Source organism: Bradyrhizobium sp. 192, assembly GCF_023100965.1.
Classification (GTDB): domain Bacteria; phylum Pseudomonadota; class Alphaproteobacteria; order Rhizobiales; family Xanthobacteraceae; genus Bradyrhizobium; species Bradyrhizobium symbiodeficiens.
This window is the reverse complement of record NZ_CP064690.1, coordinates 1,391,674-1,413,512: the sequence shown is the minus strand read 5'-3', so window position 1 is coordinate 1,413,512 and position 21,839 is coordinate 1,391,674. Positions and strand designations below refer to the sequence as shown.

The following is a 21,839-nucleotide window of genomic DNA, read 5'->3' as shown; positions in this document are numbered from 1 at the left end:
GGGGATCTCCTGGACATGCGGACGATGCTTCAGCGGTTCGCGGGAGCCGCACCGGCGGTCGCGGCCTGCGCGCTCTCGACGATCTCCGGCTCCTCGACCTCGGTCACCTTCACGAACAGGTCCGGCACGCGCTTGGCGCGGTCGAGCAGCCAGGCCGCGCCGATCATGATGGCGATGCCGACGAGAGAGACGGCGAGCTGCTCCCAGACCCCGTTGGTGTATTGCGTTAGGATCCAGTGCGCCGAGAACGACAGGAACACGCCGAGGCAGAAGATCGGCAGCGAATGCTGGCCGCAGAGGATGACGGGCCGCAGCCAGGCCCCGTGCAGCACCCGCCATTTGCGCGAGATGAAATGGGTCACCCAGATCGCCAGCGCCAGGAAGTGCGTGAAGCGCAGCATGTCGAGGTCGGTCTTGTCGATCGGGTAGATCGCCTTGATCATCCATTTCGGGATCAACGCCTCGAGCGCGGGGACGTGCCAGGTCATCACGCTCAGCAGCGCGAACACCAGCCAGGCCGCTGCCAGCCCCATTGCCGCCCTGGACCACACCCATCTGGCGACCTTGTCGATCTGGCCAACGCCGCACCATGCCGCGAACACGAACATCAGCTGCCAGCAGAACGGGTTGAAGTACCAGGTCGTGCCGGGCGGATAGGAAGCGATGTTCCAGTTGAACCAGCGCGACAGCACGTAGAGCACGACGGAGGCGGCGAGCGTCAGGTTCGGCCGGCGCACCAGGCACCAGATCATGAAAGGCGAGACGAGCACCAGCATGATGTAGAGCGGCAGCACGTCGAGATTGACCGGCTTGTATTTCAGCAGGATCGCCTGCCCGATCAGTTCGTCCGGATGCGACAGGAAGTTGAACACATTAAACTCGTGCTGGTACATCGGATTGTCGAAGCGGCGCGTGGTGCGGGCGATCTGCGCGGTGAACAGCAGGAACAGCATGATGTGCGCGACATACAACTCGGTCGCCCGCCGCCACAGCCGCTTCATCGCGGCGAGAAGCCAGCCGCCGGCAACGATCGGGCCGTAGATCCAGCCGACCAGATAGCCGGAGATGAAGACGAAGAATTCGGCGGCATCGCTGAAGCCGTAATTGCGCAGCGTCAGCCAGGCCACGACGTCGTGCGGGATGTGGTCGAGGAAGATCATCCAAAGGCCGATGCCGCGGAAGAGATCGAGCCTGAGATCGCGCTCGACCGGCGCCAACAAAGCTGACTGGTCCCGCATGATCATGACCCCGCCTCGTCCGGTGGGCGTCGCGCCATGGCGGCGCCGGCAAAATGCGATGCTAAAAAATGCAGATCAAAAGTCATCTGGCCCTGCGGCTAGCACCGACGGTAGCCGACCTCGGCTTCGGTGCAAGGGCTTCGTCACTGCGGTGTGCGAGGCTGCCTCTCGCAGCCGCCCGGCGACGGGCCCGACCAAAAATCTCGAAAACAACCCCATGCACAGTAGCTAACCCTTTGTGCCGCCTATGAGATTTATCGGCATTTTGGGCATTTTGGGCCGACGGCTCGGTCCGCGGCGGCGCAGTGCAGACCCGATCGGACGCGGCGTCAGATGAGCTCGCTGCCCTGGCCGAGCACCTCGGTCAGCATCGCCTCGGCCTTGCGCTGGAGCGGCCGCGCGCCGCTCTGGGAGGCGATCGCGATGGCGGCGCGCAGGGACGCGAGAATGGCCGCCCTGCTCTCCGCACTGGAGGCCGGCGTCACGACGGCCTCGCCGAACAGGGCCTCGGCCTCGAGGCCCGAAAACCCCTGCTGTCGGGCGGTGTTGCGGGCCTCGCGCAGCATGTTCTGCGCGGCCCTGACGTCGCCGAGGCGGCAGGTCGCGAGCGCAAGATAGATCGAGCTGCGCAGTACCGCCGAGGTATAGCCGACCGCCTTGGCCTCCTCGCGCGCCTCGGCCAGCACGCCGCGCGCCCGGTCGAACAGCCCCTGCTCCAGATAGGCAATGCCGAGGTGACAGGCGAGCACCGGCACGAACAGGCGGATGCCGTGCTTCTGCGCCAGCACAAAACCGTCCTCGAGAATGGCGGCGGCCGCCGCCGCATCGCCCCGGCCGAGCATCAGCCAGCCGCCGCTATAGGCGGCTCCCGCAAGATCATACGGGCGATTGGTCTCTGCCGCGATCGCGGCGGCCTCGCGCTGGAGCTGCTCGGCGGCATCGAACTCGCCCATGACCGTGTGGGTAAAGCTCTTCATCATGCAGCAGAGGAGAAGCAAATACCTTGGAGTCGTCCCGATCGGAGCGCTGGCTTCCGGTCCCGCCAATTGAGCGTGCGCCAATGACACCGTCCGCTCTGCTTCGTGGTAACGGCCGGCAAGGAAATAGGCTTGCCCGAGACCATATCTTGCGAGATTGAGCCAACCCAGATTGCCCCACCCTTCCGCGAGGCGGACGACCTCTTCATTGACCGCGACCGCTTCGACCGGCGCTCCATAGAAGTTCTTCGCGCCGGCCCTGACCGTCATCGCGGCGACCTTGCGTCCGATGTCATCGATCGCGTCGGCCCGCCGTTCGGCCTCCTTTCCCAGGTCCAGCCACTCGGCGACCTGACCGGACGCGATGAACGCCGAGCGCGCCTCCATCCGCAGATCGATCGCGTCGGCCTCCCGCGGCACCCTCATCGGCGTCTTGTCGAGCGAGCCCATCGCGATCCCGAAATAGTTGGCCGCGTCCGCAAAAGCCGACCGGCTCAAACATTTTCGTCCGGCACTCCTGCCGTGGACAAAGGCCTTGTGCCAATCCTTGGCGCGCACCGCGTGATAGCACAGCGTATCGGGCTCATCCGCGCGGGTTTCGTCGCTCTCCAGCGTCCCGAGAATGCGTGCATGAATCTCCTCGCGCACCTTTTCGACCATCGAGTCGTATGTGACCTGGCGAACCATCTCGTGCCGAAATTCGAGTTCATCGCCCAATTCGCTGTCGATCCTGACCAGCAGTTCGGCGCGATCTAGCGCGGCAAGGCAATCCTCGACGCTACCCACGGGAAACTCGACGAGCTTGCGCAGCATGGCTACGCTCGATCGCGGCCCAAGCGCTGCCGCGATCTGCAAGACGGAACGTTCCTGCCGCGACACGCGATCGAGGCGTGCTGCGATCACGCCCTGGATGCTCGAGGGGATGCCGAGCTCGTCGATGGGACGCATGAGCGCGAGATCGCCCCATTGGCCGCGAAGCGTTCCACTATCCCTCAGCCCGCGGCAGACCTCCTCAATGAACAGAGGGACATTGGCCGTGTGCGAAATGATCCGGTTCTTGAGATCGTCGTTCGCGGTAGAGGGACCGAGCATGTCTGCCAGCATAGCCAGCCCCGAATCGTCATCGAGGGGCCGCATCGCCACGATTTCGGCGCGGCAGCGCGCGATCCACACCGGCATTCCGTTCGGCCTGGAGGTGAGGAGCACGAGAAGACCGGGCGCCTGCAACGAAGCAATCGCGGCCACGACCGTATCGCTGGCCCGGTCGATCCAATGCAGATCCTCGAGCAAAAGGACCGCTCGCTGACGGCGAGCGAGGCCCTCGACGACGGCGCAGCTCGCATCGGAAATCGCGCGCCCCCGTGCGTGAGGCTCCAGCTCATTCCACTCAGGCTCCGAGATCGGCAGGTCCAGCACGGCGTCGAGGGCGCTTTGCTGGATCGGCGGCAGATCGCTTCGCGGGTCCCAGGAGCCATCCGGATCCTTCCCGACCGCCTCAAGCAACGAGAGCAAGAGGCGCTTCAGCGTACTGAACGGAGCGCCCTGGAGGTTCGGGCTGCATTCGGCATCGACCAGCCGCCAGCCATCGGCCTTGCGTTCCTGGGCGAACTCGTGCGCCAGCCGCGACTTGCCGATGCCCGCATCACCCAGCAGCAGAACCGTCTGACGGCTGACACCCACACTTCCTGCGGCGCGGCTGAGCAGCGCGCGCTCTGTGACACGATCGACGAACCGTGAAACGCTGCGCGCGCGCCGCACCCGCCAACTCGAAAGATCGCTGGCGCCGACGATTCGATAGACCGGCAGGGGCTGGTTGAAGCCACGCAGGGTCCTGCCGCCCAGGAATTCAAACCGGACATGCCCATCCGCGAGCTTCTGGCAGGCTTCCGACACATAGATCTGATTCGCTTCCGCCGCCGATTCCAGCCGCGCTGCCAGATGCTGGGCGGCCCCGCCGATCTCGTAGACCTTGGAAAACTCGCTGGCGACCATGTAGGCGACGACATGTCCGGAATGGAGACCAACCCGCACCTGCAGGTCGGAATCGCCGAGGCTTCCGACGCGCCGGACGAGTTCGAGCGCCGCATGGCAGGCCAGCGGGGCATGGTTGTCGTCCGCGATGGGAGCGCCGAACACCGCGGCGATCCCATCACCGAGTTCCTTGCTGACAATGCCCCCGAACTGACGCACCGCCCCTCTCATCGCGGCCAGGGCCGGCTCAAGGCGCGAGATCGCCTCCTCCGGCTCCAGCTCGGCCACCAGCCCGGTCGAATCTATGACGTCGGCACGAAGAATGGTGACGAACCGGCGTTCGCTATCGGGATCGGAACGTCGCACGGCCAGCCCGCATTTCGCGCACCAGCTATCGCTCGGGTCGATCGTCGCCTGACATGCGACACAATGCATTCCTGAGCCTTCAAAAGTCACGACGGCATCCCATGCCGACCGGTGCTCGCGGCGGAGCCTAGCGTAGAATACCTATCGGGACATGCATGGCAATCGAACTTGCAGCGAAACATAGCTGTGTCGTCCAAGGTGGCTCTCTGGACGAAATGCATTTTCGGGTGGTAGCTTCGCGTCGCGCGAAAATGGGGCCGCGCGTTGGTCGGGGCGCCGAGGCTTTCATGATGGTCGACGAGCTTTTGCTGGGCTGCACGATTCCCTGATTGATTAGATCGTATCGAAGGACAAGACGATGGGCGGAAAGCCATATAGCGGCAAGGCATTTCGAGACTTGATGAACGCCAATTACTTTCCCCTGGCGAACATGAAAAAGAGCGTCGCCAAGCTCAAGGCATCCGACGATATCGATCTGCCGACCCTGGAATACGGCCAGTACCATTTGATCTTGAACCCGCCGTCGAGATGGCCGCAAGGCAGCGCCAAGTACTGGCACAAGGAAAAGGGCCGGGCCCGCCTCGACCTCAGCACCCAGCCGAACACGGTCCCGCTGTCCAGGGACGAACCAGGCGTGATTCCCCTGACGCGGTGCGATCTGCTCGATGCCTGCGTCCGGAAATGCTTCAACTCCGAGCCGCCGATCCCGATGAAGACCAACATCATCGTCCACGCGCCGAGCGACGCCTATGCCCACCGGCACGAGATCCGGCTGGAGTGGGAATACAAGAAGGGCTCGGACAAGCCGACGCTGCTCTATCTGACGATGGTCTGTCCGTACAAGGATTGATCCCCCATCCACCCCGGAAGCGATGCCTCCGATCTAGTCGCCTGCCTCGCCGAGCTGAAAGGAAGCGGTCCGTTGCCGCCGCGCGCGTATGGGCGCGCGGCCCGGGAGATCGGTTAGGTTGCTATCGCGAAAAGGGTACAACTGGCGAAGCGCGAAGTTTTCCAGGCCACGGACGACGCGTTAAGCAGCCTGCGTGAACGCCAGCTTGCCGATCGCATCTCTCAATACGCCAATGTCTGCCCCCGGCCGGGTCGCTTGCTCGGCAAGATGCCGGCGAAACGATCGCGCGCCAGGGACCGCGTGGAATGCGCCGACGAAATGCCGCGTGATCGCGTGCAGCCGAGTGCCGCGTGAAAGCTGCCGCTCGACATAGGGTATCATCGCCTCGAGCGCATCCTGCATGGTCTCGTGAGGCGGCACCTCGCCGAAGATGTCGGCATCCACCGAGAGTAACCGCCACGGCTCCTGATATGCCGCGCGGCCCAGCATCACGCCGTCGACATGCGCAAGATGCCCTCTCGCCTCGTCGATGCTCAAGATGCCGCCATTGATGATGATGGGCACGTCCGGCATTGCGCGCTTGAGACGATAGACGCGGTCATAGTCGAGCGGCGGGATGTCACGGTTCTCCTTCGGCGACAGGCCGTTGAGCCAGGCTTTCCGTGCATGCACGATCAGCGTATCGCAACCAGCGGCGACCACTGCCCGCGCCAGCGTATCGAGCGCGACTTCAGGATCCTGGTCGTCGATCCCGATGCGGCATTTCACCGTAACGGGAATGGCGACCGCCCGTTTCATCGCGGCGACGCCCTCGGCCACCAATTGCGGCTCCGCCATCAGGCAGGCACCGAAGCGACCGTCCTTCACCCGATCGGACGGACAGCCGACATTGAGATTGATCTCGTCATAGCCGAAGCCCTCGCCGATCCGCGCGGCCTCCGCGAGGTCGCCGGGATTCGAGCCGCCAAGCTGCAACGCGACCGGGTGCTCGATCTGGTCGAACCCAAGCAGCCGTTCCCGATCGCCATGAATGACGGCGCCGGTCGTGAGCATTTCCGTATAGAGCAACGCCGACCGGGACAGGTGACGGTGGAACACCCGGCAATGGCGGTCAGTCCAATCCATCATGGGGGCCACGGAAAAGCGACTTGGCGAGATCTGCAAACCTGCTGCCTTCTTGGAGGAACGTGCTTCCAGCATGGGAGATACCGCGGCGGTCACCACAATTCAACCCGAGCCGGCCCTCGCAATGCCCGAACCAAGCAGGCCTCATTGCAGCGCAGAGCTCTGTAAAATTGATCCGCAGCAGGAAGCGACCTGTTCGATTTCGAGATCCAACGTTTCCTGAAAAAGGACGAGTATGATCCATTGTCAGGCTGCCGTCGAGAAGCTGGCGCGTTCGAATTCACAGAGGGCACTTCGAGAAAGGGAAGACGCTGAAGAGTGGGGATGGCGGTGGCGCGCGAAATCGATCTGACAAGGCTGGCAGGACCAGACAACGCTTGCCTGAACACATTCGACCAATGCTTGGCCCGCCGAAACTTTCGGAGCTCTCGCGCACTACATCGTCAGGTGCGGCCGCCATGATCTTCTGGAACAGAAGGATCGCAGCGCTGAGTTTTCGATCGATCCTCCGGTCTTTGAGGCACAGAATTAGCGCACGATAGGGCTTGGTCCAACGGACGGCCAAGCGCTTCGGGATCATTTTAGACAAGCGGAGCTTGAGCTATCGGCGCTCTATTACGCCCGCTTCACACCAACCTCCACGGCGTAGCGAGGCGGCGGACCTCTCATCCGGTTACCCGTTGTCGGCTGGCTCTTCGCTAGGTTGAGGGGAGCCCGCGCTTGAGCTTTTCATACCAGTGCCTCAGTTGCACCAAGGCCATCCCAGCATCGAATGAAAGTATCGCCACGTCTGACGTCGCCTTGCTGATGTAAGCGGCGTCCACGTGCTCTTGGTCGAACGAAGCCCCGGTCTTCTTTCGCGTTCGCTTGCTGCGCAGCGGAGGGTAGCCGATCTTCATGAAGTCAAAAATATAGAGCGAGTGTACGATCTTGTTGCGCCGGGTGACTTCGGCCCGAAGCCGCTGCATGACCTCGTCAAAGGATGTTACCCACTCCTCTTGAACCGGACTGCCGTCTGCGATCTCCGAAGAATGCACAATCGACTGCACCAAATCAATCTTCTGGCTGTTCGACAAAAGAGCGATAATGAGCTGCTGCCGGTTTGATGGACACCGAGATTGGGTGTTTCATGAAGCCGGAGGTGGTCATGCAGAGACGGAAGTTCAGTCGAGAGTTCAAGGTCGAGGCGGTCAAGCTTGTCAGGGAACGAGGGGTGTCGGTGGCGCAAGCCGGCCGCGACCTGGGGGTTCATGAGAACGTGCTGCGCAAATGGGTGAAGGAGTTCGGCTCCGATCCCGTTCAGGCCTTCCCCGGCCACGGGCAAATGAAGCCTGAGCAATTGGAGATCGAGCGGCTGCGGCGCGAGGTCACCAAGCTGAAGGCGGAGCGGGACATCCTAAAAAAGGCCGCTGCCTACTTCGCGAAGGAAGCGACATGAAGTTCGGCTTCATCGCGAAGCACCGGACCATCTGGCCGGTGGCATGGCTATGCGAAGCAATGGGCGTATCGCGGTCGGGCTTCCATGCCTGGCTGAACCGATCGCCCAGCGCCAGATCCCGAAGCGACGAGACGGTAGGCCAGAGGGTCAAGGCGAGCTTCGTTGCCAGCGACCGGACCTATGGCGCACGGCGCGTCTGGAGAGACCTTCTGGCAGACGGCGTCGACTGCGGCCTGCATCGAATCGAGCGGCTGATGCGCCTGCAGGCCTTGCGGGCGAGACCAAGGCGCCGGCGCCTGCCGAAGGACGAAGGCGACCGGCAGATAGCGAACGTGCCGGCGAACCTTCTGGATCGTCAGTTTGTGGCTGAGCGGCCGAACCAGAAGTGGATCGCCGACTTCACCTACATCTGGACCGCCGAGGGCTGGCTCTACGTGTCGGCCGTGATCGACCTGTTCTCGCGCCGTGTGGTCGGCTGGTCGATGAGCTCTAGTATGACAGCGCAATTGGTTGCCGATGCCCTGTTGATGGCAGTCTGGCGCCGCGGCAACCCGGATGCTTTGATGCATCATTCCGATCGCGGCAGCCAATACGTCAGCGAACAGTTCCAGCGCCTGATGGCCGACAGCGGGATCGTTTGCAGCATGAGCCGATCCGGCAATGTGTGGGACAACGCGGCGATGGAGAGCTTCTTCTCGTCGTTGAAGACCGAGCGCACCGAGCGCAAGACCTATCGCACCAGGAACGAGGCAAGAGCAGATGTGTTCGACTACATCGAGCGGTTCTATAACGCCGTCCGGCGTCATTCGACCATCGGCTATCTCAGCCCCGTTGAGTTCGAGCGTAAGGTGGGATTAGCTTAACCTGGTGTCCATCAAACCGGCAGCAGCTCAATAACGCCATCACTGACATGTCGGCGATCAAGGCCTATGGCGAGTTGGATGATCTGATCGAGCTTGGATTCCAAGTCTTGAAAGACGACCACATACATACCGATGAAATTGAACAGGCTCTCCATCTCGGCCTTTTCCCTCTGTTCCCGTTCGTCCAGAACAGGAGGCTCGGTGGGCATATTCTTGAGATCGGGATTCTTCTCAATCGCGGCGACGAGCTCTTTCCATGTGACGACCATTCAAACCTGCTTAGCTGCGGACAGAGGTTCGATTGCCGAGCATCTTCTCTAGCTCAGCTTCCACGCGTTCAACCGATAGGCCCGCAACGCCGAACCGCTCAAACAGCGACGCAATCAGAGGATGGAGATACGTCGCGAGATTGGAGGGAATTTCCTTCGCGGGAACGACGGTCTCCAGCATGGCCTCATCACTGCGTGCGGCACCGCCTTCCATGAAGAGATCGGCCATTGGGCTTGCCCAGGCGCGAAGCACACGCCCGCTGAGACCGGTATAGAGAACGCGCAGGCGCACGTTCACCTTGTCCTTTTCCTCGGCCAACTGGTCCGCAAGGGCTTCGGCGTGCAGCAGGGCCTCTCCCAAACGCCATGTCGGCAACGTGGTGTCAAAGATTGTTCGCGGCGCGAAGGTGTCCTGAACGTCTTCCTGATAACCGCGCATGATGACGGCGCGGCCGGTGGGCGCGGCGCGCCAAAAATCGCAATGGGCGGCATCGCCGAAGGGACGGTCAACGCCCGCGTCCGCTGGCTTGAGCCAGCACTCGATGACGCCGTCCACTTCTCGGGGCACCACTTCGGGCCGCGTTAAAAACAAGAACAGGGGCCAGCCGGTGTTGCGGCGCTGAGCCTTACGCAACAAGTCTTCAAAATGGTGAAGCTCAACTGTCTTTAGATCGCCTTCCAGCGCGTAGTCAATCCGGTACCATCCGTCCGGAAAGCGGCCCGGTGAATCCTTGGAAAGCGCGCTCGTGAGTTCGCGCCAGCGGGCGAAGGCTTCCTGCACAAAGGCGCCTTGCGCGCCTTCTTGGTTCGGCTCTTCGACAAGGCCGACGACACGAAGAATATCGAAGGCCTTGCTGAGACTGAGCGTCAGTTCGCCGCGGTCAAAGGACACGATGGTTGGGATGCTGACGTTCGCTAACGCCGCATGTTCCTTCTGCGTAAGCTTCTCTTCTTTGCGGCGGCGGATCGCCTCCGCGACAAGCTCAGGCCAATTGAGGGGAATTATTCCCCGAGGATTCGAAGGCATGCTCGGCTCACGATCTCTTCGTAACGATGGACAAAACCTTCGGGCGGCTCGCCTTGCGGCGACTCAAGGATCTTCGCGGCGCGCTGCACGTCCTTCTTTAGCTCATTAAAAATTTGCGCAATGGCACGCGGCGCGATGCCGATGCTTTCCGCGAACTTCTCTAGAATGGCGCGGGTGACTTGATCGAGGTTCGGCTTCTTGCCATCAATAGATAGCGCGATGTTTTGATCGAGGCCGTCATAGAGAGCCGTATTGAGAATGTCGTAGGCGGGCGAAAGCCTCAACCCGTCCTTGGTTTCGAGCAGCGAGAAGTTTTTGAGATGTGCGTCGCAGTTTCCGACCAGGATGAAAATCACGAGCCTGCGGAAAAATTTCGCTAGGTCGATCTCAGGGCGGGCGGAATGCTCCTTAATTGCGGCTGCGACGTCTTCATAGCTCGCATCGTACTTGCCTGCGAAGTCACGCCCCCTCGGCTTATTGAGAATTTGCGCGAAGTCTTCCAGGCGTATTTTGCCGCCGTCGGCGGTACGATCGAAGCGCGTGACAATAAGCGCGGTCTTATTCTCGACGGTCCCAATCTCGAATTCGTTGACCTCTTGTTTGCCTAACAGCGCGCTGCACCAGCGTAGACTTAGGTTTTCGTTGCGCACGAGCGAGCCTGCACCCTCGCGCTCTGAATTGAACTTCGCAATATAAGGGGCCGCGCCGGTCGACCCGGCGGGTACGAAGGCCGCACCTTGCTTAACGACAAGGAGTTTAGGCTGAATGCCTGAGAGAGTGCGGTTAGGATTGGCAGCTAGCTCGTTGGGCGGAATATCTTTCGCAACAGAGCCGGGGGCCGGTCGTAAACCGACTGCGCCAATGCAATCCGCGCCGTAGCGGAGCAGGAGACCAAAATCATCTTCTTCGGCGATATGGGCGGTGCGCGCCTGTTTCTCGCGCAGCCAACCCTCCGGACCAAGATGCTGAAAGAATGGATGCACACCTTGAGCCCACTCATGCTCACGCTGCAAAGCCGGAAGCGCGCAGGCAATCGGCGCCTGCCAATTTGGGGCATAGGTAAAGCGTGTTCCGCCTCCGGCCGTTTCTTCAAACGTGCCCGCGGACTCATCCTTGAATAGGACTTCTGCTTTCCTGAGCGCCATGGTAAGCCTTAGCTTCTTGGTGGCAACAAAACAGCCATTTTCACGAACTTAGGGATATATGGGTTAGTAGAATATCGACTTCAATCCATTTAGGAAGGCATAGGTTATCATATAATAATTGCCATTTCATTAGGAAGCTATAGATTCAATTTTAAATGGGTTAGCGCCTCCACTCTGCTCTGACTGAGTCCTATAGCTAGTCGGGTTATGGGAATTACGGTGACGGTGCACTCAATCGACCCGAGAGACCGGCATGCCCCGAAACTTGAGCTGGCGAAACCGGAACGGCGGTCCGGTTGCAGTTTGCTCAATCCATCGGTGAGTTCCTTAAACAGAAATGGCCCGCTTCATGCGGGCCATTTTCGTATCGGATCCGGTAAAATCCGAATTTGGTTGCGGGGATAGGATTTGAACCTATGACCTTCAGGTTATGAGCCTGACGAGCTACCGGGCTGCTCCACCCCGCGTTAAACACTTGCTTTGCCTTCAGCTGGATCCCGGGGACGGTTGGTTGAGGCCGGCGCTGTTCGCGTGGCTTTTCTCGTCCGTCCCAAAGGCTTCCTTGGAAGGCAACCCGGGGCAAAGCCCGTCGGGTGCTGGGCGTATGTATCAAGGCGGGCTGTCTTTGGAAAGGGCTGCGGGAACGTTTTTTTCGACTTTATGACAGGGGAATCGACCAATTTCCGCTGCGTTCCCCGCGCTCTTGCCAGAAGTTCCACAAAGGGCCAGCTTGCGGCAACAAGATAAGGCTGAAACGCGCCTTTGAGGGAGGAACGCCCGTGGACAAATCCCTGACGAGCGCCCCGGTCGGAGCGCTGGAGGACGCCTTCCACGCCATGGTCGCGCGGTCGCGGGACGAGCCGCCCGCCGGCCTTGCCGAGCGGCTCGACCGGCTGGCGCGGCTGCGGGCCGTGGTCGCCGACAACGAGGAGCGTTTCCGGCAGGCGATCTCGGCCGATTTCGGCCACCGCTCGGCGGTCGAGACCACCATCGCCGAGACGATGCTGGTGTTTTCCGAGATCCGGCACGCCACAAAGCACCTGAAGAGCTGGATGACGCCGCAGCGGGTCGCGACCGCGCTGCAATTCCTGCCCGCGCGCAACCGGCTGATACCGCAGCCGCTCGGCGTCGTCGGCATCATCGCGCCCTGGAACTATCCGCTGCAGCTCACGCTCGCGCCGGCGATCGGCGCGCTCGCCGCCGGCAATCGCGTCCTGATCAAGCCGAGTGAGCTCACGCCGCATTTCGCAGGCCTGCTGAAGGAGACGGTCGCCGCGCGGTTCGATGCGACCGAGCTGCTGGTCACCGGCATCGAGGGCGAGATCGCAGAGGCGTTTGCGCGCCTGCCGTTCGATCACCTCGTGTTCACCGGCTCGACCCGGGTCGGGCGGATCGTGGCGGAGGCCGCGGGGCGTAACCTCACGCCGGTCACCCTCGAGCTCGGCGGCAAGTCGCCTGCGATCATCGACGCCTCGGCCGACCTAGACGAAGCGGCCGAGCGCATCGCCTACGGCAAGCTGCTCAATGCCGGGCAGACCTGCATCGCGCCGGACTATGTGCTGGTGCCGGAGCAGGCGCTGCAGGCCTTCGCCGAGAAGGTGCGCGCGCAGATGCGGCGGATGTTCGGCACCGATCCCTCGAACAAGGACTACAGTTCGATCATCTCGGACCGGCATTACGCCCGGCTCGAAAATCTCGTTGCGGACGCGGCGCAGCGCGGCGCAAAGATCCTGCAACCGGCGAAGGCGGACGACCCGAACTGGAAGGCGCATCGAAAATTCCCGCCGACGCTGATCGTCGGTGCGACCGAAGCGATGGCGGCGATGCAGGAGGAGATTTTTGGGCCAGTTCTCCCGATTCTCGGCTATCGCGATCCCAGTAATGCCATCGCTTTCATCAACCATTGCGACCGGCCGCTGGCGCTGTACTGGTTCGGCAAGGACGGCGCCGCACGCGACGAGGTGCTGGCACGCACCGTCTCCGGCGGTGTCACCGTCAACGACTGCCTGTTTCACTTCACGCAAATCAACCAGCCGATGGGCGGCGTCGGCGCATCCGGCACCGGCGCCTATCACGGCGAATGGGGCTTTCGCACGTTCAGCAAGCTGAAGCCGGTGTTCTATCGCTCCAAGTTCAACCGCCTCGCCGATCTCTATCCGCCCTATGGCGGCAGGATCGCGCGGCTGGAGAAATTGATGCGGTTCATGTCGTAGGGGCAGTCATTCCGGGGCGCGCGTAGCGCGAGCCCGGAATCCATCTATCGGCATCAATTGTGGTGAATGGATTCCGGGCTCGCGCTACGCGCGCCCCGGAATGACGAAACAACAAAAAGCTCGCAATGGGGGAAACATCAGTGACTGACACATTCGATTTCGTCGTCGTGGGCGCGGGCTCCGGCGGATGCGCCGTGGCGGGGCGGCTGTCCGAGGATGCGGCGACGTCCGTGGCGCTGCTCGATGCCGGCGGCAAGAACGACAGCTGGCGGATCACCACGCCGTTCGGACTCGCGCTGCCCTACAGCGCGGCCAACTGGGCTTTCGACACGGTGCCGCAAAAGGGATTGAACGGCCGCATCGGCTATCAGCCGCGCGGCAGGGGCCTCGGCGGCTCTTCGGCGATCAACGCCATGGTCTACATCCGCGGCCATCGCTCCGACTACGACCACTGGGCCTCGCTCGGCAATGCCGGCTGGTCGTATGCGGACGTGCTGCCTTATTTCAAGCGCTCGGAGAACAATTCCGATTTCGACGGCGAGTATCATGGCAAGGGCGGCCCGCTGCATGTCAACAGGCTGCGCTCGGACAATCCGATCCATGACGTCTTCCATCAAGCCGCGCGAGAGGCGCAGTTTCGCATCCGCGACGACTTCAATGGTGAGGACCATGAAGGGCTCGGCAGCTACCAGGCGACGCAGCACAATGGCGAGCGCTGGAGCGCGGCGCGGGCTTATGTTCAGCCTCACACGGACAAGCGCGCGAATCTGCGCGTCGAGACGGGCGCACACGCCACGAAAATCCTGTTCGAAGGAGGGCGCGCGGTCGGCATCGAATACCTGCAGGGCAAGCAGACGAAGCAGCTGCGCGCGCGCCGCGAGGTGATCCTTGCCGGCGGCGCCTTCCAGTCGCCGCAATTGCTGATGCTGTCGGGCATCGGCGACGGCGATGCGCTTCGAACGCACGGCATTGACGCCGTCCATCATCTGCCGGGCGTCGGGCGCAATCTGCAGGACCACCCGGATTTCGTGTTCGTCTACGCCTCCGATTATCCGCACTTTGTTCATGCCTCGCTCGGCCGGCTGCCGTCCCTGCTCCGCGCCATCCAGCAATATCGCCGCGAACGGCGCGGCCTGATGACCAGCAATTTTGCCGAGTGCGGCGGCTTCTTGAAAACCCGGCCTGATCTCGACGTACCCGACATCCAGCTCCACTTCGTCATCGCGATGCTCGACGACCACGGCCGTAAAAAGCACAAGGAGGCGGGCTTCTCGTGCCATGTCTGCCTGCTACGGCCGAAGAGCCGCGGCAGCGTCTGGCTGAAAAGCGCCGACCCGCTCGCGGCGCCGATGATCGATCCGAATTTCCTCGGCGAGGAAGAAGATGTCGAGGGGATGGTCGCAGGCTTCAGGACCACGCGCCGCCTGATGGAGACGCCGGCGCTGCGCGCGCTGCAGAAGAAGGACATGTTCACGTCCGACGTCCGAACCGACGACGACATCCGCAACATTTTGCGCGAGCGCGTCGACACCGTCTATCACCCCGTCGGCACCTGCAAGATGGGGATGGATGCGATGGCCGTGGTCGATCCGGCCCTGAAGGTGCACGGGGTCGAAGGATTACGCATCGTCGACGCTTCGATCATGCCGACGCTGATCGGCGGCAACACCAACGCGCCGACCATCATGATCGGGGAGAAGGCGGCAGACATGATCAGGGCGGAGATGAAGGCGAGTTGAGCGACGGTGTCGCGCCATCCTCCGCTGTCATCCCCGCGAAGGCGGGGATCCATAACCACAGGCTATCCTGTGGGGTAAACAGGCAACTCCAAATCTTCGCAAAACTGCTTCCTGTGGCTATGGATCCCGGGCTCGCGCTGCGCGCGCCCCGGGACGACCGCAGCGTTCAATTCAGCAAGAACCCGCCATCGACCGTCACCACGCTTCCGGTCATGTACCGCGACGCTTGTGATGCCAGCAGCAGGATCGCGCCGTCGAGATCGGACTCGGCGCCGACGCGGCGCTGCGGGATGCGTTTGGCCAGGCGCTCGCCTGCCGGCGTCGACCAGAAGGCGTGGTTCATCTCGGTGTCGATATAGCCGGGCGCGAGCGCGTTGATGCGGATGTTCTGGCCGGCGAGCTCCAGCGCCATCGCTTTCGTCGCCTGGATGATGCCGGCCTTGGAGATCGCGTAGGGCGACACCGCCTTCAACACGCCGGTGCCGAGCACGGAGGCGATGTTGACGATGTTGCCTGACTGCTTGCGCGCGATCATGCGCCGCGCGACTTCCGTTGCCAGAAAATAGGCGCCCTTCAGATTGGCGCCGATCACCGCGTCCCAATCCGCTTCGGTCTGCTCGGTCGCAAGCTTCTCGATGGCGATGCCGGCATTGTTGATCAGCACGGTGACGGGACCGAGCACGGCCTCCGCCGCGTCGACGGCCCGCGCGATCGAGGCGGTGTCGGTGACGTCGAGCGCGACCGCGGCGGCGCGGCCGCCCTTGCCGCGGATCTCCTCCTCCAGGCTCTTCAGCTTGTCGGCCTGACGCGCCGCGAGCGCGACCGCCGCCCCATGGGCCGCCAGCACCCGGGCAAATTGCCGCCCCAGCCCCTGGCTCGCGCCCGTGACGAGGATGGTTTCTTTACTGACGTCGAATAGGCCTGACATGACGATTTCCCCGGCGTAACCCTCGAGCTTTTGGAGCCATCAATACAGACGATTTTATCGATCTGAAACCGGAATGATCGGTCCGGCGTTCATTCGTTTAACCGAGGCGAGTTTCTTCTGATGAACAGTTTCGATCTCGCGGTCTATGCCGCGCTCGCCATCGCAGTCGGCTTCGGTTTCAGGACCGGCCTGCTCCGCAGCGCCATGACCATTCTCGCCTATCTGCTCGCCGCGCCGATCGCGGTGGCGCTGATGCCGCTGATCGTGCCGCAGATCGCCGGCAACCCGAATGCGCCATGGCTGCAGAACTGGATCTGGCTGTTCGGCATCTTCGTGGTGGTCGGCATGCTGTTCGGCTATATCGGCGGCCTGGCGCTGAACGACACGATCCGCGACGCCGGCATCGGCGACCGGCTCGGCGGCGCCGCGCTCGGCGCCGTCAGGGTCGGCCTCGTCGCCACCACGCTGGTGCTGGTGTTCGACCAGATCGTGCCGGCCAACAAGCAGCCGCCCTTTCTCGCCGGCTCGTATCTGCGGCCGCTGTTCTCGACGGCGGGTCAGATGGGCTTCAAATCGCTGCCACCGGAGGCGGCCTCCGCGATCGACCGCCTCAAGCAGGAACGGCGGATCTAGAGCGCATTTGCATCGCCGCGCCGAGCGCCATGCATTTTGACGCGGGCCCATGCCTTATCAGCGGCGCCGATGTTGGCTAGAGTGCCGCCATCCAAAACCTGCCTGCAATTTACGGGAGTGAAACAGTGGATCTTGGGATCAAAGGTCGCCGCGCCATCGTCTGCGCATCCAGCAAGGGCCTTGGGCGTGCCTGCGCCATCTCGCTGGCGGAGGCCGGCGTCGACGTCACGCTCACCGCGCGCGGCGCCGAAGCTTTGAAGAAAACGGCGGACGAGATCCGGAAAGCCTATCCTGGCGTGAAGGTCACCGAGATCGTCGGCGACATCACGACGCCGGCCGGCCGCGAGGCCGTGCTGAAGGCGTGCCCCGAGCCCGACATCCTGATCAACAATGCCGGCGGCCCGCCGCCCGGCGATTTCCGCAACTGGACCCGCGACGACTGGATCAAGGCGATCGACGCCAACATGCTGACCCCGATCGAACTGATCAAGGCGACCGTGGACGGCATGATGGCGCGCAAGTTCGGCCGCATCGTCAACATCACCTCGGCGGCGGTGAAGGCGCCGATCGACATCCTCGGCCTCTCCAACGGCGCGCGCGCCGGCCTCACCGGCTTCATCGCGGGCCTGTCGCGCAAGACCGTGATCAACAACGTCACCATCAACGGCCTGCTGCCCGGCCCGTTCGAGACGGATCGCCTGACCAGCACCGCGAAGGGTGAAGCCGACAAGCGCGGCACGACGCCCGAGCAGGTCCTGGCCGAGCGCGCCAAGCTCAACCCGGCCGGCCGCTTCGGCCAGCCCGACGAGTTCGGCTATGCCTGCGCCTTCCTTTGCGGTGCCAAGGCCGGCTTCATCACCGGCCAGAACATCCTGCTGGATGGCGGTGCGTTTCCGGGCACGCTGTAATCCACCATCACATCCGCAACGCCCATTTTCACAAAGATGGTCATGCCCGGGCTTGTTCCGGGCATGACGATGCGGAGGCGTCAGAGCCCGATCATCACCGCTGCTTTGTCGGCTCGTCTTCGTCCTGCTGACTGGGAGCGGAGGAATCGGCCGTCGTGCGCTCGTCGGTCCAGTCGATGCCGAATTCGTCGAGCCCGTTGGCGAGCAGATCGCCCAGCATGGGGTCGCCGAGCAGATAGCGCACGGTTTCGCGGCGCGGACTGCCGTACTCAGCTCGCGCCTCCACCGCGCGGGCGCGCAAATCATCCCAATCGTCGATCGTGCCGTCGCCGCGGCCGAGCCAGGTCAGCGCGACGAGATCAAGCTGCTCGTCCTCGTTCAAGGCGATGATGAAGCCGCCGAGCTCCTGGACGACGGGATCGGAGCCGTCGTCCTCCAGGACATCGAGCGCATCGTCATCGCCGGGGTTGGAGCCGGAATCCGGATCGGAATTCCCTTCCTTGACGTCGAACTCACGCGCCTTCTCGATGATGAACGCGAGCTTTTCAGCCGATATTGCAAGCTCTGGCATGGCTCCTCCTCCGGTTCCCGCGATAACGCCGCATCGCGTCAGATGATCCATTGCGGATTATGGCGGAAAACCGCATGTTTCGGCGCCAAAGCAATAAAATGGGAGGGCGCCGGATGCAGTGGAAGGTCGGGCAGGTCAAAATCACCAAAGTTGTGGAGCTGGAGACGGTCGGCTCGACCCGCTTCATCCTGCCGCTCGCTGATAACGCCGAGATCCAGAAGCTGCCCTGGCTGATCCCGCATTTCGCCACCGACGAGGGCCGGCTGAAAATGTCGATCCATTCGCTGGTGGTGGAGACGCCGTCGCGCCGCATCGTGGTCGACACCGGCCTCGGCAACGACAAGCAGGGCCGCAACGTGCCGACCTGGAACAGCCGCAGCACACCGTTCCTGGAGACCATGGCCGCGGCGGGCTTTGCCCCTGAAAGCATCGACACCGTGCTGTGCACACATCTTCATGTCGACCATGTCGGCTGGAATACGAAGCTGGTCGGCGGAAAGTGGGTGCCGACCTTTGCGAACGCGCGCTACGTTTTCGGCAGGACCGAATACGAGCATTGGCGCGAGCATTCGACCGAGCCGGACAAGGCGGCGGTGTTCAATGATTCCGTGCAGCCGATCGTCGATGCCGGCAAGGCCGATCTGATCCCGAGCGACCACCGGCTCTGCGAGGAGATCAGCATGATCCCGACTCCGGGCCACAGTCCCGGGCACATGAGCATTCTCGTCCAGTCGGACGGCGAGCAGGGCCTGCTCACCGGCGACGTCGCCCATCACCCCTGCCAGATGGCGCATCTCGACTGGTCCTCGACCGCGGATTCCAACCAGGCGCAATCGGCCGACACGCGGCGGCAATTGTTCGGCCGCTTTGCCGACACGCCGACATTGGTGATCGGCGGACATTTCTCGGCCGGGCATATCAAGCGGGACGGCGACGCGTTCAGGTTCGTGGCGCTGGGGTGATCTCCGTTTTGAGCGGTTGAATTTCCCGCCGCCCTGTTCCATGAAGCTGTTAACCGATCGGTCCAATCTCCAGGGAGAAACGAGAATGAAGCTTGTTCGTTACGGCGAAAAGGGTGCGGAAAAGCCCGGCCTGATCGACAAATCCGGCCAGTTGCGCGACCTGTCGGCGCATGTGAAGGACCTCACTGGCGAGGCCTATTCGCCCGAGAGCCTGAAGAAGCTGGCAAGCCTCGATCCGGCCTCGCTGCCCGCGGTCTCCGGCAAGCCCCGTTTCGGCGCCCCCGTCACCGGCATCTCGAAATTCGTCGCGATCGGCCTCAACTATTCCGACCATGCCAAGGAGACCGGCGCCGAGATCCCGAGCGAGCCGATCATCTTCATGAAGGCCAACACCTCGCTATCCGGCCCGAACGACGCGGTCGAGAAGCCGCGCGGCTCGACCAAGCTCGACTGGGAGGTCGAGATCGCCGCCATCATCGGCACCCGTGCGAAATATGTCTCGGAAGCCGACGCGCTGAACCATGTCGCCGGCTATTGCGTCTGCAACGACGTCTCCGAGCGCGCCTTCCAGATCGAGCGCCTGGGACAGTGGACCAAGGGCAAGTCGCACGACACGTTCGGCCCGCTCGGCCCCTGGCTCGCCACCAAGGACGAGATCAAGGACGTGCAGGACCTGTCGATGTGGCTGGACGTCAACGGCCAGCGCCGCCAGACCGGTTCGACCAAGACCATGATCTTCTCCATGGCCAAGTGCATCTCCTATGTCTCGCAGTTCATGACGCTGCTGCCCGGCGACGTCATCACCACCGGCACCCCGCCCGGCGTCGGCCTCGGCATGAAGCCGCCGACCTTCCTCAATGTCGGTGACGTCGTGACCCTCGGCATCGAGGGCCTCGGCGAGCAGAGGCAGGAGATCGTGGCGGCGTAAGCGGTCCGCCCTCATCCTGAGGAGCGCGCAAAGCGCGCGTCTCGAAGGATGCGCCAAGAAAACAGTCGCCCGACGTTCGCGCCGGGTGACGAGAGAACACCTCCCGCTGCCATCCTTCGAGACGCGCGCCAAGGGGCGCGCTCCTCAGGATGAGGACCGTCTGTCTGGATAGAGGTTATTTCCCATGAAACTCTCTTTTTCCCCCGCTTCGCCCTTCGCCCGCAAGGTGCGCATCGCTGCGATCGAGCTTGGGCTGATCGACAAGATCGAATTCACGCCCGCAAGCGTCGCGCCGGGCACGGCCAATGAGGACTATTCCAAGATCACGCCGCTGAAGAAGCTGCCGGTGCTGATCACCAATGACGGCGACGTGATTTTGGACTCCTACGTCATCGTCGAATATCTCAACGAGATCGCCGGCGGAGCCCTGATCCCCGGTTACGGTCCCGCGCGCTGGAAGGCCAAGACCAATCATTCCCTGCTCAACGGCATGCTCGATTCCATGCTGCTGTGCCGCTACGAGAAAATGGTGCGGCCGCAGGGCCTGCAATGGCAGGCATGGTCGGACGACCATTGGAACAGGGCGTGGACCGGCATGGCGCGGTTCGAGAACATGCCTGAGGTTCTGAACGGCCCGTTCGACATCTCGCAGATCGGCCTCGTTTGCGTGCTCGGCTATGCCGACTTCCGCTTCGCCGATTGCGGCTGGCGCAAGGCCTATCCGAAGCTCGATGCCTTCCATCAGAAGATGCTGCAGCGGCCCTCGGTCAAGATCTCGGTGCCGCCGGCAGCGTAAGCAACTGGAGTCCTCATGAGCCTGAAGTTCTCGGTCGGCGATCTCACCATCCATCGCGTCATCGAGCAGGAAACGACTTTCCTGCCGGCGCTGGAGATGTTGCCGGGTTTGACGCCAGAGGTGCTGGCGGAGAACCGCGCATGGATGCAGCAAGCAAAGGCGCTGGATGAGCAGGATACGCTGATCCTGTGTTTCCAGTCCTATGTGATCAAGACGCCGCATCACACCATTCTGGTCGACAGCTGCATCGGCAACGACAAGCCGAGGCCGCAGCGGGCGAAATGGAACATGAAGACCGATGACACCTACCTGCGCGGACTCGCGAGCGCGGGCTTTTCACCTGACGACATCGACTTCGTGATGTGCACGCATCTGCATGTCGATCACGTCGGCTGGAACACGCGAATGGAGAACGGCCGCTGGGTGCCGACCTTCCCCAAGGCGCGCTACGTGTTCGGCAAGCAGGAGTTCGACTACTGGACGGAGCAAAATGCGAAGGCACCCGTGCCGCCCTTCGTCGATAGCGTGCTGCCGGTGGTCGAGGCGAAGCGCCATGAAGTCGTCGGCAATGATCATCAGATCGGCGACCACGTCCGCATCCTGCCGACGCCGGGCCACACGCCCGGCCACGTCGCGTTCACCTTTGGTCGCGACAAAGACGACGCTGTCTTCAGTGGCGATCTCATGCACTCGCCGATCCAGACGCTCTATCCGGAAATGTCGGTGAAGTTTGACGTCGACCCGGCCGCGGCGGCAACGACACGCCGCAACTTCCTGGAGCGCTATTGCGACACCGACACGCTGTGCTGCACCGCGCATTTCCCCTCGCCATCGGTGGGGAAGATCAGGCGCAAGGGCAGCGGCTTTGTCTGCGCGGCGGCGACATAATGCG

General features: G+C 62.6%; 19 protein-coding genes and 1 tRNA gene. 10 read left to right on the top strand and 10 right to left on the bottom strand.

Annotated features, from left to right (window positions below):
- Positions 1-29: 29 nt before the first annotated feature.
- Complete coding sequence (locus tag IVB24_RS06650) at positions 30-1,244, bottom strand: OpgC domain-containing protein (protein ID WP_247772489.1); 1,215 nt, start codon at positions 1,242-1,244, stop codon at positions 30-32.
- 323 nt (positions 1,245-1,567) lie between these two features.
- Positions 1,568-4,621 carry an adenylate/guanylate cyclase domain-containing protein gene (locus IVB24_RS06645; RefSeq protein ID WP_247772488.1) on the bottom strand — a complete coding sequence of 1,018 codons (3,054 nt, stop codon included), beginning with the start codon at positions 4,619-4,621 and terminating at the stop codon, positions 1,568-1,570.
- Positions 4,622-4,910: 289 nt separating this feature from the next.
- On the opposite strand from IVB24_RS06645, the gene IVB24_RS06640 reads away from it, so the two are divergent.
- Positions 4,911-5,402 (top strand): hypothetical protein, encoded by a 492-nt coding sequence (locus IVB24_RS06640; protein ID WP_140481308.1) that lies wholly within the window; start codon positions 4,911-4,913, stop codon positions 5,400-5,402.
- A gap of 180 nt (positions 5,403-5,582) precedes the next feature.
- Here the strand turns inward: IVB24_RS06640 and dusA are convergent, their stop codons facing one another.
- A complete protein-coding gene (gene dusA / locus IVB24_RS06635; protein ID WP_140481309.1) occupies positions 5,583-6,530 on the bottom strand; it encodes a tRNA dihydrouridine(20/20a) synthase DusA in 948 nt (315 codons plus the stop codon).
- Between the two features lie 695 nt (positions 6,531-7,225).
- Positions 7,226-7,576, bottom strand: coding sequence for a hypothetical protein (locus IVB24_RS06630; RefSeq protein WP_247772487.1), 351 nt, complete (start codon positions 7,574-7,576; stop codon positions 7,226-7,228).
- A 98-nt stretch (positions 7,577-7,674) separates the two neighbouring features.
- Here IVB24_RS06630 and IVB24_RS06625 point away from each other — a divergent pair.
- A protein-coding gene (locus IVB24_RS06625; protein WP_247768201.1) for an IS3 family transposase occupies positions 7,675-8,828 on the top strand; the annotation gives its coding sequence in 2 pieces (ribosomal slippage) (positions 7,675-7,924 and positions 7,924-8,828; 1,155 coding nt in all).
- Between the two features lie 11 nt (positions 8,829-8,839).
- On the opposite strand, the gene IVB24_RS06620 is transcribed toward IVB24_RS06625, so the two are convergent.
- From IVB24_RS06620 to IVB24_RS06605, 4 genes are all read right to left on the bottom strand, one after another.
- The gene (locus IVB24_RS06620; protein WP_247772486.1) at positions 8,840-9,097 is read right to left on the bottom strand and encodes a hypothetical protein; all 258 of its coding nucleotides are present in this window, start codon (positions 9,095-9,097) and stop codon (positions 8,840-8,842) included.
- Between the two features lie 10 nt (positions 9,098-9,107).
- Positions 9,108-10,124, bottom strand: a complete 1,017-nt coding sequence (locus IVB24_RS06615) for a helix-turn-helix transcriptional regulator (protein WP_247772485.1) — start codon at positions 10,122-10,124, stop codon at positions 9,108-9,110.
- On the bottom strand, positions 10,100-11,269 hold the full coding sequence (locus tag IVB24_RS06610) for a HipA domain-containing protein (protein WP_247772483.1): 1,170 nt from the start codon (positions 11,267-11,269) through the stop codon (positions 10,100-10,102). Before IVB24_RS06610 ends, IVB24_RS06615 begins: the two co-directional genes overlap by 25 nt.
- 390 nt (positions 11,270-11,659) lie before the next feature.
- Positions 11,660-11,736, bottom strand: a tRNA-Met gene (locus IVB24_RS06605).
- Positions 11,737-12,048: 312 nt separating this feature from the next.
- On the opposite strand from IVB24_RS06605, the gene IVB24_RS06600 reads away from it, so the two are divergent.
- Positions 12,049-13,482: a coniferyl aldehyde dehydrogenase gene (locus tag IVB24_RS06600; protein WP_247772481.1), complete on the top strand. Its 1,434-nt coding sequence runs from the start codon at positions 12,049-12,051 to the stop codon at positions 13,480-13,482.
- 140 nt (positions 13,483-13,622) lie between these two features.
- Positions 13,623-15,221, top strand: coding sequence for a choline dehydrogenase (locus IVB24_RS06595; protein WP_247772480.1), 1,599 nt, complete (start codon positions 13,623-13,625; stop codon positions 15,219-15,221).
- Between the two features lie 166 nt (positions 15,222-15,387).
- Here the strand turns inward: IVB24_RS06595 and IVB24_RS06590 are convergent, their stop codons facing one another.
- A complete protein-coding gene (locus IVB24_RS06590) occupies positions 15,388-16,149 on the bottom strand; it encodes an SDR family oxidoreductase (protein WP_140481312.1) in 762 nt (253 codons plus the stop codon).
- Positions 16,150-16,269: 120 nt separating this feature from the next.
- On the opposite strand from IVB24_RS06590, the gene IVB24_RS06585 reads away from it, so the two are divergent.
- Entirely contained in the window at positions 16,270-16,782 is a 513-nt protein-coding gene (locus IVB24_RS06585; protein ID WP_247772478.1) for a CvpA family protein, read from the top strand.
- A 125-nt stretch (positions 16,783-16,907) separates the two neighbouring features.
- Positions 16,908-17,690, top strand: a complete 783-nt coding sequence (locus IVB24_RS06580; RefSeq protein WP_140481313.1) for an SDR family oxidoreductase — start codon at positions 16,908-16,910, stop codon at positions 17,688-17,690.
- A gap of 94 nt (positions 17,691-17,784) precedes the next feature.
- Here the strand turns inward: IVB24_RS06580 and IVB24_RS06575 are convergent, their stop codons facing one another.
- Positions 17,785-18,261: a DUF3775 domain-containing protein gene (locus tag IVB24_RS06575; RefSeq protein ID WP_162308759.1), complete on the bottom strand. Its 477-nt coding sequence runs from the start codon at positions 18,259-18,261 to the stop codon at positions 17,785-17,787.
- A gap of 113 nt (positions 18,262-18,374) precedes the next feature.
- Here IVB24_RS06575 and IVB24_RS06570 point away from each other — a divergent pair, with 113 nt between their 5' ends.
- From IVB24_RS06570 to IVB24_RS06555, 4 genes are all read left to right on the top strand, one after another.
- Positions 18,375-19,223, top strand: a complete 849-nt coding sequence (locus tag IVB24_RS06570) for an MBL fold metallo-hydrolase (protein ID WP_247772477.1) — start codon at positions 18,375-18,377, stop codon at positions 19,221-19,223.
- An 85-nt stretch (positions 19,224-19,308) separates the two neighbouring features.
- Entirely contained in the window at positions 19,309-20,151 is an 843-nt protein-coding gene (locus IVB24_RS06565) for a fumarylacetoacetate hydrolase family protein (RefSeq protein WP_247772475.1), read from the top strand.
- Between the two features lie 184 nt (positions 20,152-20,335).
- Positions 20,336-20,947 (top strand): glutathione S-transferase family protein, encoded by a 612-nt coding sequence (locus IVB24_RS06560; RefSeq protein WP_094976635.1) that lies wholly within the window; start codon positions 20,336-20,338, stop codon positions 20,945-20,947.
- 15 nt (positions 20,948-20,962) lie between these two features.
- A complete protein-coding gene (locus tag IVB24_RS06555; protein ID WP_247772473.1) occupies positions 20,963-21,835 on the top strand; it encodes an MBL fold metallo-hydrolase in 873 nt (290 codons plus the stop codon).
- Positions 21,836-21,839 lie beyond the last annotated feature (4 nt).

Bases quoted from the DNA above. Each gene is read 5' to 3' on its own strand.
- IVB24_RS06555 (WP_247772473.1), top strand. From the start codon at position 20,963: ATGAGCCTGAAGTTCTCGGTCGGCGATCTCACCATCCATCGCGTCATC.
- IVB24_RS06590 (WP_140481312.1), bottom strand. From the start codon at position 16,149: ATGTCAGGCCTATTCGACGTCAGTAAAGAAACCATCCTCGTCACGGGC.
- IVB24_RS06585 (WP_247772478.1), top strand. From the start codon at position 16,270: ATGAACAGTTTCGATCTCGCGGTCTATGCCGCGCTCGCCATCGCAGTC.
- IVB24_RS06645 (WP_247772488.1), bottom strand. From the start codon at position 4,621: ATGCATTGTGTCGCATGTCAGGCGACGATCGACCCGAGCGATAGCTGG.
- dusA (WP_140481309.1), bottom strand. From the start codon at position 6,530: ATGATGGATTGGACTGACCGCCATTGCCGGGTGTTCCACCGTCACCTG.
- IVB24_RS06575 (WP_162308759.1), bottom strand. From the start codon at position 18,261: ATGCCAGAGCTTGCAATATCGGCTGAAAAGCTCGCGTTCATCATCGAG.
- IVB24_RS06640 (WP_140481308.1), top strand. From the start codon at position 4,911: ATGGGCGGAAAGCCATATAGCGGCAAGGCATTTCGAGACTTGATGAAC.
- IVB24_RS06620 (WP_247772486.1), bottom strand. From the start codon at position 9,097: ATGGTCGTCACATGGAAAGAGCTCGTCGCCGCGATTGAGAAGAATCCC.
- IVB24_RS06610 (WP_247772483.1), bottom strand. From the start codon at position 11,269: ATGGCGCTCAGGAAAGCAGAAGTCCTATTCAAGGATGAGTCCGCGGGC.
- IVB24_RS06570 (WP_247772477.1), top strand. From the start codon at position 18,375: ATGCAGTGGAAGGTCGGGCAGGTCAAAATCACCAAAGTTGTGGAGCTG.
- IVB24_RS06565 (WP_247772475.1), top strand. From the start codon at position 19,309: ATGAAGCTTGTTCGTTACGGCGAAAAGGGTGCGGAAAAGCCCGGCCTG.
- IVB24_RS06560 (WP_094976635.1), top strand. From the start codon at position 20,336: ATGAAACTCTCTTTTTCCCCCGCTTCGCCCTTCGCCCGCAAGGTGCGC.
- IVB24_RS06650 (WP_247772489.1), bottom strand. From the start codon at position 1,244: ATGATCATGCGGGACCAGTCAGCTTTGTTGGCGCCGGTCGAGCGCGAT.
- IVB24_RS06615 (WP_247772485.1), bottom strand. From the start codon at position 10,124: ATGCCTTCGAATCCTCGGGGAATAATTCCCCTCAATTGGCCTGAGCTT.